The sequence below is a fragment of the Streptomyces sp. NPDC001220 genome, from assembly GCF_053597895.1.
Genome location: NZ_JBSFJE010000042.1, coordinates 1 through 12265, shown reverse-complemented (window position 1 = coordinate 12265; position 12265 = coordinate 1). Strand labels below are relative to the sequence as shown.

General features: G+C 69.1%; 10 protein-coding genes and 3 pseudogenes. 10 read left to right on the top strand and 3 right to left on the bottom strand.

Features of this window, described 5'->3' with window-relative positions; translation table 11 throughout:
- Positions 1 to 84: 84 nt before the first annotated feature.
- Positions 85 to 378, bottom strand: a complete 294-nt coding sequence (locus ACWDGI_RS43390) for a DUF397 domain-containing protein (protein WP_123973668.1) — start codon at positions 376 to 378, stop codon at positions 85 to 87.
- Between the two features lie 282 nt (positions 379 to 660).
- Here ACWDGI_RS43390 and rpsO point away from each other — a divergent pair, with 282 nt between their 5' ends.
- The 5 genes from rpsO to ACWDGI_RS43365 all read left to right on the top strand — a co-directional run bounded on the left by rpsO (position 661) and on the right by ACWDGI_RS43365 (position 6118).
- Positions 661 to 948, top strand: a complete 288-nt coding sequence (rpsO, locus tag ACWDGI_RS43385; protein ID WP_004924725.1) for a 30S ribosomal protein S15 — start codon at positions 661 to 663, stop codon at positions 946 to 948.
- Positions 949 to 1272: 324 nt separating this feature from the next.
- Positions 1273 to 3495 (top strand): polyribonucleotide nucleotidyltransferase, encoded by a 2223-nt coding sequence (locus ACWDGI_RS43380; RefSeq protein WP_450768569.1) that lies wholly within the window; start codon positions 1273 to 1275, stop codon positions 3493 to 3495.
- A complete protein-coding gene (locus ACWDGI_RS43375) occupies positions 3492 to 4871 on the top strand; it encodes a M16 family metallopeptidase (RefSeq protein ID WP_450768568.1) in 1380 nt (459 codons plus the stop codon). The genes ACWDGI_RS43380 and ACWDGI_RS43375 overlap by 4 nt, the downstream gene beginning before the upstream one ends.
- 26 nt (positions 4872 to 4897) lie before the next feature.
- Positions 4898 to 5650, top strand: a complete 753-nt coding sequence (gene dapB / locus ACWDGI_RS43370) for a 4-hydroxy-tetrahydrodipicolinate reductase (protein ID WP_450768567.1) — start codon at positions 4898 to 4900, stop codon at positions 5648 to 5650.
- Positions 5651 to 5665: 15 nt separating this feature from the next.
- Positions 5666 to 6118: a hypothetical protein gene (locus ACWDGI_RS43365; RefSeq protein ID WP_450768566.1), complete on the top strand. Its 453-nt coding sequence runs from the start codon at positions 5666 to 5668 to the stop codon at positions 6116 to 6118.
- Between the two features lie 76 nt (positions 6119 to 6194).
- Here ACWDGI_RS43365 and ACWDGI_RS43360 read toward each other — a convergent pair whose 3' ends face one another.
- Positions 6195 to 6749 carry a hypothetical protein gene (locus tag ACWDGI_RS43360; protein ID WP_450768565.1) on the bottom strand — a complete coding sequence of 185 codons (555 nt, stop codon included), beginning with the start codon at positions 6747 to 6749 and terminating at the stop codon, positions 6195 to 6197.
- A 90-nt stretch (positions 6750 to 6839) separates the two neighbouring features.
- A complete protein-coding gene (locus ACWDGI_RS43355) occupies positions 6840 to 7103 on the bottom strand; it encodes a hypothetical protein (protein ID WP_450768564.1) in 264 nt (87 codons plus the stop codon).
- A gap of 222 nt (positions 7104 to 7325) precedes the next feature.
- Between ACWDGI_RS43355 and ACWDGI_RS43350 the strand changes: the two are divergent.
- The 5 genes and pseudogenes from ACWDGI_RS43350 to ACWDGI_RS43330 all read left to right on the top strand — a co-directional run.
- Positions 7326 to 7616, top strand: a pseudogene (locus ACWDGI_RS43350) (FAD-dependent thymidylate synthase); the annotation flags it as partial.
- Positions 7596 to 8522, top strand: a pseudogene (locus tag ACWDGI_RS43345) (HNH endonuclease); the annotation flags it as partial. The pseudogenes ACWDGI_RS43350 and ACWDGI_RS43345, both read left to right, overlap by 21 nt.
- A pseudogene (thyX, locus tag ACWDGI_RS43340) lies at positions 8523 to 8975 on the top strand (FAD-dependent thymidylate synthase); the annotation flags it as partial. It abuts the pseudogene before it with no gap.
- 235 nt (positions 8976 to 9210) lie between these two features.
- Positions 9211 to 10110, top strand: coding sequence for a 4-hydroxy-tetrahydrodipicolinate synthase (gene dapA / locus ACWDGI_RS43335; RefSeq protein WP_450768563.1), 900 nt, complete (start codon positions 9211 to 9213; stop codon positions 10108 to 10110).
- Between the two features lie 156 nt (positions 10111 to 10266).
- Positions 10267 to 11952 carry a ribonuclease J gene (locus ACWDGI_RS43330; protein ID WP_450768562.1) on the top strand — a complete coding sequence of 562 codons (1686 nt, stop codon included), beginning with the start codon at positions 10267 to 10269 and terminating at the stop codon, positions 11950 to 11952.
- The last annotated feature ends 313 nt before the right edge of the window (positions 11953 to 12265 follow it).

Genomic DNA, 12265 nt, shown 5'->3' with positions numbered 1-12265 from the left:
GGGGGGGCCCCCCCCCCCCCCGCAACCCCCCCCGGGGGGGGGGCGGCCCCCCCCGCCCCCCCCCCCCCACAACCGGGCCGTCGGTCACTGGGCGGCCAGGCCGCCGTTGCGCTCGTTCGGCTCCAGGTCGAACTCGCCGTCCCGCGCGCCCAGCACGAAGGCACGCCACTCCGCCTCCGTGTACCGCAGCACGGTGTCCGGGTCGAGCGACGACCGCATGGCCACGGCACCCTCGGGCAGGTAGGCGATCTCGACCCGCTCCTCGTCCTGCTCGGTGCCGGGCGCGCAGTGCCACTCGACACCCGAGATGTCGAGCGCGTAGAGCTCGTCCCGCTCCCGCTCCTTGCGCGCCTTCATCTCCTCAGCCGTCTCGCTCATCCCGCGGCGACCCCTTCCCGACGACGTATCTACGCTGTGACGGTCACACTACTGGCGGTCGCACCGCCTTCGGCTGTCTCGCACGGTCCGGGACCGTCCCGGACATTCTCGTACTCCGGCACTGGTACCCTGGTCGACGGCCGTTTGTGTACGCACCCCCGGAGTCCCCCGTGGACCCCTGAGGCCGCGCCCGACGGATCCCAGCCTCCCGAGTTGTGGAAGCTCCCCCGCGATGAAGACCGGGGGCGCTCGGTGGGCACTCACAGACTATGAGGAGTACGCGTGTCGCTCGACGCCGCAGTGAAGAAGCAGATCATCTCCGAGTTCGGTACCAAGGAGGGTGACACCGGCTCCCCCGAGGTCCAGGTCGCTCTGCTCTCCCGTCGGATCTCCGACCTGACGGAGCACCTCAAGACCCACAAGCACGACCACCACTCCCGTCGTGGTCTGCTGATCCTGGTCGGTCAGCGCCGCCGCCTCCTGCAGTACCTGGCGAAGAAGGACATCCAGCGCTTCCGTGCGCTGGTCGACCGCCTGGGCATCCGCCGCGGTGCGGCGGGCGCCAAGTAAGACGCCGTGAAGGGAGCGGTTCCCGGAGAGACCCGGGGCCGCTCCCTTTGCCGTACGTGCGGAAACGTGCGGAGTGTCACTCACGCTTTGTAGTGTGGTAGCACAACGCAATACGCACGACACAGCACGACAACGAACAAGGAGAAGCGCACCCAAGCCGCCGCCGGTCCTCGGTAGTGGCCCCCGGGGGGAAGCGAGCCCCGGGTGCTTCGATCGAAGACCGGCCCGCACAGCACGGCGCGCTTCTCCGGGACCGTCCCCCTGCCACACGGGCAGATCGGGACAAAAGACGTAACGCAGACGAAAGTAACGGAGAAAACGCTAGTGGAGAACGAGACCCACTACGCCGAGGCCGTCATCGACAACGGCACCTTCGGCACCCGCACCATCCGCTTCGAGACGGGCCGCCTGGCCAAGCAGGCCGCCGGCTCCGCCGTGGCGTACCTGGACGACGACACCATGGTGCTGTCGGCCACCACCGCCTCCAAGAACCCGAAGGACCAGCTCGACTTCTTCCCCCTCACGGTGGACGTCGAGGAGCGCATGTACGCGGCCGGGAAGATCCCCGGTTCCTTCTTCCGCCGTGAGGGCCGGCCGAGCGAGGACGCGATCCTCACCTGCCGCCTGATCGACCGCCCGCTGCGCCCGTCCTTCAAGAAGGGCCTGCGCAACGAGATCCAGGTCGTCGCCACCATCATGGCGCTCAACCCCGACCACCTGTACGACGTCGTCGCGATCAACGCCGCGTCCGCGTCCACCCAGCTGGCCGGTCTGCCCTTCTCCGGCCCGATCGGCGGCGTCCGCGTCGCGCTGATCAACGGCCAGTGGGTCGCCTTCCCGACGCACACCGAGCTCGAGGACGCCGTCTTCGACATGGTGGTCGCCGGTCGCGTCCTGGAGGACGGCGACGTCGCGATCATGATGGTCGAGGCCGAGGCCACCGAGAAGACCATCCAGCTGGTCCAGGGCGGCGCCGAGGCGCCGACCGAGGAGGTCGTCGCCTCCGGTCTGGACGCCGCGAAGCCCTTCATCAAGGTGCTCTGCAAGGCCCAGGCCGACCTCGCCGCGAAGGCCGCCAAGCCGACCGGCGAGTTCCCGATCTTCCTCGACTACCAGGACGACATCCTGGAGGCGCTCTCCGCCGCCGTCCGCCCGGAGCTCGCCGCCGCGCTGACCATCGCCGGCAAGCAGGAGCGCGAGGCCGAGCTGGACCGCGTCAAGGGTCTGGCCGCCGAGAAGCTGCTCCCGGAGTTCGAGGGCCGCGAGAAGGAGATCTCCGCCGCGTACCGCTCGCTGACCAAGCAGCTGGTCCGCGAGCGCGTGATCAAGGAGAAGAAGCGCATCGACGGCCGCGGTGTCACCGACATCCGCACCCTGGCCGCCGAGGTCGAGGCCATCCCGCGCGTGCACGGCTCGGCGCTGTTCGAGCGTGGCGAGACCCAGATCCTGGGCGTCACCACCCTCAACATGCTCCGGATGGAGCAGCAGCTGGACACCCTTTCCCCGGTGACCCGCAAGCGCTACATGCACAACTACAACTTCCCGCCGTACTCCACCGGCGAGACCGGCCGCGTCGGCTCCCCGAAGCGGCGCGAGATCGGCCACGGCGCCCTCGCCGAGCGCGCCCTGGTCCCGGTCCTGCCGACCCGCGAGGAGTTCCCCTACGCGATCCGCCAGGTGTCCGAGGCGCTCGGCTCCAACGGCTCGACGTCCATGGGCTCGGTCTGCGCCTCCACCATGTCGCTGCTCAACGCCGGTGTGCCGCTGAAGGCCCCGGTCGCCGGTATCGCCATGGGCCTGATCTCCCAGGAGATCGACGGCGAGACGCACTACGTCAGCCTCACCGACATCCTCGGTGCGGAGGACGCCTTCGGTGACATGGACTTCAAGGTCGCCGGCACCAAGGAGTTCGTGACCGCCCTCCAGCTCGACACCAAGCTGGACGGCATCCCGGCCTCCGTCCTGGCCGCCGCCCTCAAGCAGGCCCGGGACGCCCGCCTCCACATCCTCGACGTGATGATGGAAGCGATCGACAAGCCGGACGAGATGTCCCCGAACGCCCCGCGGATCATCACCGTCAAGATCCCCGTGGACAAGATCGGTGAGGTCATCGGCCCCAAGGGCAAGATGATCAACCAGATCCAGGAGGACACCGGCGCCGAGATCACCATCGAGGACGACGGCACGATCTACATCGGTGCCTCCGACGGCCCGGCCGCCGAGGCCGCCCGCGCCACGATCAACGGCATCGCCAACCCGACGATGCCCGAGGTCGGCGAGCGCTACCTGGGCACGGTCGTGAAGACGACCACCTTCGGTGCGTTCGTCTCCCTGCTGCCCGGCAAGGACGGTCTGCTGCACATCTCGCAGATCCGCAAGCTGGCCGGCGGCAAGCGCGTGGAGAACGTCGAGGACGTCCTCGGTGTGGGCCAGAAGGTCCAGGTCGAGATCGCCGAGATCGACTCCCGCGGCAAGCTCTCCCTGATCCCCGTGATCGAGGGCGAGGAAGGCTCCGACGAGGACGCAAAGGACGACACCGACAAGTGACGTCGAGCAGCTCCACGACGACGGCCCGCACCTCTTCGGAGGCGCGGGCCGTCGCCCGTACCCAAACCCTGATCAAGGGCGAGAACGGCATCGGTACGGTCCGCAAGACCACCCTCCCCGGCGGCCTGCGCATCGTCACCGAGACCCTGCCCTCGGTCCGCTCCGCGACCTTCGGCATCTGGGCCCACGTCGGCTCCCGCGACGAGACCCCGGCCCTGAACGGCGCCACGCACTACCTGGAGCACCTGCTCTTCAAGGGCACCACCCGCCGCTCGGCCCTGGACATCTCCTCCGCCATAGACGCCGTCGGCGGCGAGATGAACGCGTTCACGGCGAAGGAGTACACGTGCTACTACGCGCGCGTGCTCGACACCGACCTGCCGCTCGCCATCGACGTCGTCTGCGACATGCTGACCGGCTCGCTCATCCGCGAGGACGACGTCAACGTCGAGCGGGGCGCGATCCTCGAAGAGATCGCCATGACCGAGGACGACCCCGGCGACTGTGTGCACGACCTGTTCGCGCACACCATGTTCGGCGACAACGCCCTCGGCCGCCCGGTCCTCGGCACGGTCGACACGGTCAACGCCCTCACCGCCGACCGCGTCCGCCGCTTCTACAAGAAGCACTACGACCCCACCCACCTGGTGGTAGCGGCGGCCGGCAACATCGACCACAACAAGGTCGTACGACAGGTCCGCGCGGCCTTCGAGAAGGCCGGCGCCTTCCGGAGCGCCGAGGCGGCCCCCATCGGCCCCCGCGCGGGCAGCCGCACCATCCGCACCGCAGGACGCGTCGAACTCCTCGGCCGCAAGACCGAACAGGCGCACGTCGTCCTCGGCATGCCCGGGCTGCCCCGCACCGACGACCGCCGGTGGGCGCTCGGCGTGCTCAACACCGCCCTCGGCGGCGGCATGTCCTCCCGGCTCTTCCAGGAGGTCCGCGAGAAGCGCGGCCTGGCCTACAGCGTGTACTCGTACACCTCGGGCTTCGCCGACTGCGGCCTGTTCGGCGTGTACGCCGGCTGCCGGCCCTCGCAGGTCCACGACGTCCTCAAGATCTGCCGGGACGAACTGGACCAGGTCGCCGAGCACGGCCTGCCGGACGAGGAGATCGGCCGTGCCGTCGGCCAGCTCCAGGGCTCCACGGTGCTCGGCCTGGAGGACACCGGCGCGCTGATGAACCGTATCGGCAAGAGCGAGCTGTGCTGGGGCGAGCAGATGTCCGTCGACGACATGCTGGCCCGGATAGCCGCGGTGACCCCGGACGAGGTCCGCTCCGTCGCCCGCGACATCCTGGGACAGCGCCCGTCGCTGTCCGTCATCGGCCCGCTCAAGGACAAACAGGCCGCACGCCTGCACGACGCCGTCGCCTGACACACCACCGGTAAGGAACGAAGAAGATGAGCAAGCTGCGCGTGGCGGTCCTCGGGGCCAAGGGCCGGATCGGGGCCGAGGCGGTCAAGGCGGTCGAGGCCGCCGAGGACATGGAGCTGGTCGCCGCCCTCGGCCGGGGCGACAAGCTGGAGGCGCTGGCCGAGTCCGGCGCCCAGGTCGCGGTCGAACTGACCACGCCCGCCTCGGTGATGGGCAACCTCGACTTCTGTGTGCGCCACGGCATCCACGCCGTCGTCGGTACGACAGGCTGGACCGACGAGCGCCTCGCGCAGCTGACGGGCTGGCTGGACCAGTCCCCGGAGACCGGCGTGCTCATCGCCCCGAACTTCTCGATCGGCGCCGTGCTGACGATGAAGTTCGCGCAGATCGCCGCGCCCTGGTTCGAGTCGGTGGAGGTCGTCGAACTCCACCACCCGAACAAGGTCGACGCCCCCTCCGGCACCGCCACCCGCACCGCCCAGCTCATCGCCGAGGCCCGCCGCAGGGCCGGTACCGCCCCGGCCCCGGACGCCACCGTCACCGCCCTGGACGGCGCACGCGGCGCCGACGTCGACGGAATCCCCGTCCACGCCGTCCGCCTGCGCGGCCTTCTGGCCCACCAGGAGGTCCTGCTGGGCGGCGAGGGCGAGACCCTCACCATCCGCCACGACTCCCTGCACCACAGCAGCTTCATGCCGGGCATCCTGCTCGGCGCCCGCCGCGTGGTCACCGTTCCGGGCCTGACCATCGGCCTGGAAAACTTCCTGGACCTGGGCTGATACGAGACATCTGACATGCGCGCGAAGCTCTCCTACGCCCTCACGGCCGCCGTCCTGGTCTTCTACTTCGTCCTGGTCGGCAGCCGGGGCGTGATGCTCATCCAGACCGGCACGGTCCTCACCGTCACCTTCGGGGTGGCGGTGCTGATCCTGCCGGTCATCGGCGTGTGGTTCCTGTGGAAGAACACCCAGTTCGTCCGCCGCGCCAACGCCCTGGCCGCCGAACTCGACGCCGAGGGCGGCCTGCCCGTGGACGAACTGAAACGCACCCCCGGCGGCCGCATCGACCGGGACTCCGCCGACGAGGTCTTCGCCAAGCGCAAGGCCGAGACCGAGGCCGCCCCCGACGACTGGCGCAGCTGGTTCCGGCTCGCCGTCGCCTACCACGACGCCCGCGACACCCCGCGCGCCCGCAAGGCGATGCAGCGCGCCATCGCCCTGCACGACGGCAGGCCGGTGGAGGCCTGAACGGCAGCCCGCACATACGAAAGGGGCCGGTCCGCCTGGTGCGGACCGGCCCCTGCCGTATGCCATCGGACGCCGCTCAGCCGCGCCCGTACTCCGCCGCCCACGCCTCCACCGCGTCCGCCGCACGGTCGAAGGCCGACGACCGGCCCAGGAAGTCCATCCCGTGAGTGGTCAGCAACGGCTCCGTGTCGGCCGCCGAGCGGTCCTTGCGTACGAGCGTCAGGGCCTGGCCCTGCACCGTGCGCGGCAACCCCAGCCAGCGGACCGGCTGCTGCGCCGTGCGCACCGAGACGACCCGCTTCCAGGGCACGGTCCGGGTCTGCAGCAGACCGATCTGGCGCACTCCGCGCGCGCTCACCCACACGCCCATGCGCAGTATCCGCAGGGCGGCGGCGATGATCAGCAGCGCGATGCCGAGGACCGCGCCGGCGGACGAGAGCGAGCCGGTCAGGGCCAGCGCGACCGCCGCGAACAGCACGAACGAGGCGAGCAGCAGCCACAGGGCGGCTCCGCCCACCCGCCACGGCCCGGGCCGGTACGGGCGCCGCCAGCGGTCCCGGTCGTCGTAGGGCAGGGGGCTGTCGAGCGCCGCGTCATCGGTGCGGTCGGCCATCAGGAAGGGCAGGGGCACGGCTGGTCCTCACTCAATCCATGCATGGGCTGTGCCCGGTGAGGCTATCCGGCCGTGTTCCCCCTCACCACTCGCGGGGGGCCGGAAGAGTCAGTGCCCCTGGGAGGCCTGTGACTGCTGGGTCCCGCTGTCGGACGGCGTGGACAGCGCCGGCATGCCCAGGACCAGCGAGCCCACCATCCCGGCGACGATGGTGAGCCCGAACAGCCACCGCCCGGCTATCTGCCCCACGGACGACCGCTGACGGGGCGGGGGCGTGACATTGCTGCGGAACCTGTCGGCTTCGGCGATGAAGGCGAACGGTACGGGTTGGCGCCTGGAGGCACCTCCCAGCGGACGCTGGGGGAGGAACATCGGGGTCGTCTCCTCTCTGGGACTGCGGGAAGGGATCGAACGAATCGCCCTCACCAACACAGACGAGCGAACGTAGCGATAGGTGCCCGGTTGCCCCGAATTCACAGAACTTCACCGAAGTTGGCCAAAGATGTCGCGCCCCGGTACCGAACGCCCTGATGTCAGTGCCGGGCCGTAGAGTGGGCGCCGCCCGAGAGAAGTGATGGAAGGACCCTCCGAGCCGTGACCGACACCCCCGCCGACGACCTCAAGCCCAGCTTCCGGAGCGATGTCACCGTCGAGCTGGTCAAGCACAGCGCGGCCGACTCCGACGTGCTGTGGGCCGCCCGAGTCTCCACCGCCGGCGAGCAGTCCCTGGACGAGCTGAAGAAGGACCCCGAGCGCTCCAAGGGCCTGATCAACTACCTGATGCGGGACCGGCACGGCAGCCCCTTCGAGCACAACTCGATGACCTTCTTCATCAGCGCCCCGATCTTCGTCTTCCGCGAGTTCATGCGGCACCGGGTGGGGTGGTGCATCGCCGGGGACACGGAGATCACGCTGGAGAGCGAGGCCGGTCACCTGCGCCGACGCACCATCGCCGAGCTGTACGAGCTCTGGCACCTGGGCGTTGAGGACCGCCTGCCGCATTCGGCCGGTGGTGTCACCTGGCACAGCCGGGCAGGCAAGTGGATGGCGCAGGTCGGGCGCGGAGACACCGACCACTATCTCGGGCTGTACGAGAACCGCGAGGCGGCCGAGTCCGCCGTCGCCGAGTTCCGGGAGCTGCACCCGAGCACCCGCATCCGCAAGCTCGAATCGGTGCGCCGCAACCACGTGCGCTGCTACGACGAGGAGACCCTCCTCGCTCAGCGGGCGAGGATCGTCGACGTGATCGAGTCGGGCGTCAAGGCGCTTGTCAAGATCACCACCGCCTCCGGCAAGACGCTCCGCTGTACCGTCGACCACGCCTTGTTCACCCCCGAAGGCTGGTGCAAGGCGGGCGAGCTGTCCGTCGGGGACGCCGTACTCGTCTCCGGCACCGCGCCGCGCCCGTCAGAGGCCCCGGTCCCGCCGAGCCTGCGTCGCGGCATCGGCGTGTGGACCTCCATGCAGCGCGAGAGGCTCATCAAGGAGTTCGACACCTGCCATCTGTGCGGCGAGGGCTTCCCGCGGGAGCAGCTCGCCCTCGACCACGTCGTCCCGGTGGCGGGTGACCTGCTCCAGGCCCTCGACGACAAGAACCTCGCCCCCGCCTGCGAGCCGTGCCACGCGGTGAAGAGCGCGGGAGAGCAGGCGCTGGCCCGGCGCGACGGAAAGGTCGCCAAGGCGGTGCCGGACCGGATCGTCTCGATCGAGACCGACGGCGAGGAGATGACGTACGACCTCTCCGTGGAAGGCCCGTGGCACAACTTCCTCGCGAACGGCTTCGTCGTCCACAACTCGTACAACGAGGAGTCGGGGCGCTACCGGGAGCTGCAGCCGGTCTTCTATCTCCCTGGCGAGGACCGCAAGCTGGTCCAGCAGGGCCGTCCCGGCAAGTACGAGTTCGTGGCGGGCTCCGAGGCTCAGCAGGAGCTCGTGGACCGGTCGATGCAGGAGTCGTACATCCAGGCGTACCAGGCCTACCAGGAGATGCTCGCCGCCGGTGTCGCACGTGAGGTGGCCCGGGCGGTGCTGCCCGTCGGGCTCTTCTCCTCGATGTACGCCACCTGCAACGCCCGCTCGCTGATGCACTTCCTCGGCCTGCGCACCCAGCACGAGCTGGCCAAGGTGCCGTCCTTCCCGCAGCGGGAGATCGAGATGGTCGGCGAGAAGATGGAGGCGGAGTGGGCCGGGCTCATGCCGCTCACCCACGCCGCCTTCAACGCCAACGGCCGTGTCGCGCCGTAACCAGGCCGTTCCGTCGCCCGGCGGCTCGTGCGTCTTGTCGTGCTCGGCACAGATGTACGGATCAGCCTGGCGAGGTGTCCGTATTGCGGCATTTAGCGAAGTTCATCTAGCCTGATCAAACGGACCCGGCACTGCTTGAACCCCCGAGCAGGCAGTGCCGGGCTCCGCATTTGTCCGGACTTTCCCCGCACCCCAAGGGCAGACCGCGCCGTGAGCACCGAGTAGCGTGTAACCCATGGCTCCGACCTCCACTCCGCAGACCCCCTTCGGGCGGGTCCTCACCGCCATGGTCACGCCCTTCACGGCGGACGGCGCACTCGACCTCGACGGCGCACAGCGGCTCGCTACCCACCTGGTGGACGCAGGCAACGACGGCCTGATCATCAACGGCACCACCGGTGAGTCGCCCACCACCAGCGATGCGGAGAAATCGGACCTGGTACGAGCCGTACTGGAGGCGGTCGGCGACCGCGCCCACATCGTGGCCGGCGTCGGCACCAACGACACCCACCACAGCATCGAGCTGGCCCGGCAGGCCGAGCGGGACGGCGCACACGGCCTGCTGGTCGTCACGCCGTACTACAACAAGCCCCCTCAGGAGGGCCTGTACCGGCACTTCACGACGATCGCCGACACCACCGGGCTGCCCGTCATCCTCTACGACATCCCCGGCCGCAGTGGCGTCCCGATCAGCACCGAGACGTTCGTCCGCCTCGCCGAGCACCCGAGGATCGTCGCCAACAAGGACGCCAAGGGCGACCTCGGCCGCGCGAGCTGGGCCATCGCCCAGTCGGGCCTGGCCTGGTACTCCGGCGACGACATGCTCAACCTGCCGCTGCTCTCCGTGGGCGCCGTCGGCTTCGTCTCCGTCGTCGGCCATGTGGTCACCCCGGACCTCAGGGCCCTCGTCGACGCCTTCACCTCCGGTGACGTACAGAAGGCCGCGGAGATCCACCAGAAGCTGCTCCCGGTCTACACCGGCATGTTCCGCACCCAGGGCGTCATGACGACCAAGGCCGCGCTGACCCTCCAAGGGCTGCCTGCCGGGCCGCTGCGCGCCCCCATGGTCGAATGTTCGGCCGAGGAGATCGCCCAGCTCAAGATCGATCTTGCTGCCGGCGGGGTACAGCTCTGACAACAGACTTCGCGCGGATGTCCGCGTAGCAAGGCTTAACAACTGAATACGGCGGGACACCGGTGCCCGCATCCCACAACGACAACTGCTTATGCACGAACGTCACGCACGCCACGTGCCCGACCGGTACGTGGCGTGCGTGGTGAGGAGAGTCTTTTGAGTCATCCGCATCCTGAACTCGGCCCGCCGCCCCAGCTCCCCGAGGGCGCCCTGCGCGTCACCCCGCTCGGCGGGCTCGGCGAGATCGGCCGAAACATGACCGTCTTCGAGTACGGCGGTCGTCTGCTGATCGTCGACTGCGGAGTGCTCTTCCCCGAGGAGGAGCAGCCCGGAATCGACCTGATCCTGCCGGACTTCACGTCCGTCCGGGACCGCCTCGACGACATCGAGGGCATCGTCCTCACCCACGGCCACGAGGACCACATCGGCGGCGTCCCCTTCCTGCTTCGCGAGAAGCCGGACATCCCGCTCATCGGCTCCAAGCTGACCCTCGCCCTCATCGAGGCGAAGCTCCAGGAGCACCGCATCCGCCCGTACACCCTGGAAGTGGCGGAGGGCCAGCGCGAGCGCATCGGCCCCTTCGACTGCGAGTTCGTCGCCGTCAACCACTCCATCCCGGACGCCCTGGCCGTGGCCATCCGCACCCCGGCCGGCATGGCCGTGCACACCGGCGACTTCAAGATGGACCAGCTCCCGCTGGACCACCGGCTGACGGATCTGCACGCGTTCGCGCGGCTGAGCGAGGAAGGCATCGACCTTCTTCTGGCCGACTCGACCAACGCCGAGGTGCCGGGTTTCGTCCCGCCCGAGCGCGACATCTCGAACGTCCTGCGCCAGGTCTTCGCCGGAGCCCGCAAGCGGATCATCGTGGCGAGCTTCGCCAGCCACGTGCACCGCATCCAGCAGATCCTGGACGCCGCCCACGAGTACGGCCGCCGGGTCGCCTTCGTCGGCCGTTCCATGGTCCGCAACATGGGCATCGCCCGGGACCTGGGCTACCTCAAGGTCCCGCCGGGCCTCGTCGTGGACGTCAAGACGCTCGACGACCTCCCGGACAGCCAGGTGGTCCTGGTCTGCACGGGCTCCCAGGGCGAACCGATGGCCGCCCTGTCCCGGATGGCCAACCGCGACCACCAGATCCGCATCGTCGACGGCGACACGGTCATCCTGGCGTCCTCCCTGATCCCCGGGAACGAGAACGCGGTCTACCGCGTCATCAACGGTCTGACCCGCTGGGGCGCCGACGTCATCCACAAGGGCAACGCCAAGGTGCATGTCTCCGGCCATGCCTCCGCCGGTGAACTGCTGTACTTCTACAACATCTGCCGGCCGAAGAACCTGATGCCGGTCCACGGCGAATGGCGCCATCTGCGTGCCAACGCCGAACTCGGCGCCCTGACAGGCATCCCGCACGACCGCATCGTCATCGCCGAGGACGGCGTGGTCGTCGACCTGGTCGAGGGCAAGGCCAAGATCTCCGGCAAGGTCCAGGCCGGTTATGTGTACGTCGACGGTCTCTCCGTCGGCGACGTCGGTGAGCCGGCCCTGAAGGACCGCAAGATCCTCGGCGACGAGGGCATCATCTCGGTCTTCGTCGTGGTCGACTCCTCCACCGGCAAGATCACGGGGGGTCCGCACATCCAGGCCCGCGGCTCCGGCATCGACGACTCGGCGTTCGGGGCGGTCGTCCCGAAGATCTCGGAGGTCCTGGAACGCTCGGCCCAGGACGGCGTGGTGGAGCCCCATCAGCTGCAGCAACTCATCCGCCGGACCCTCGGCAAGTGGGTCTCGGACACGTACCGCCGCAGGCCGATGATCCTCCCGGTCGTCGTGGAGGTCTGACCCGCGGACGAGGCCACGAACGGCCTCTCGTACGCGTCAACCAGGAGCGGGGCGCCTCGATTTGCATCGAGGCGCCCCGCTCCAGTACGTTTACGGCTCCGCCCAGCCGGGAACCCCAGTGCTTCATGGACTGGATCCGGTTCCCCGGACCGGGTGGAAATTCCGACTCAGAACTTCTGATAAAGTCGGAACCGCCGGAAAGGGAAACGCGAGAGCGGGAACCTGGAAAGCACCGAGGAAATCGGATCGGAAAAAGATCTGATAGAGTCGGAAACGCAAGAACGAAGGGAAGCCCGGAGGAAAGCCCGAGAGG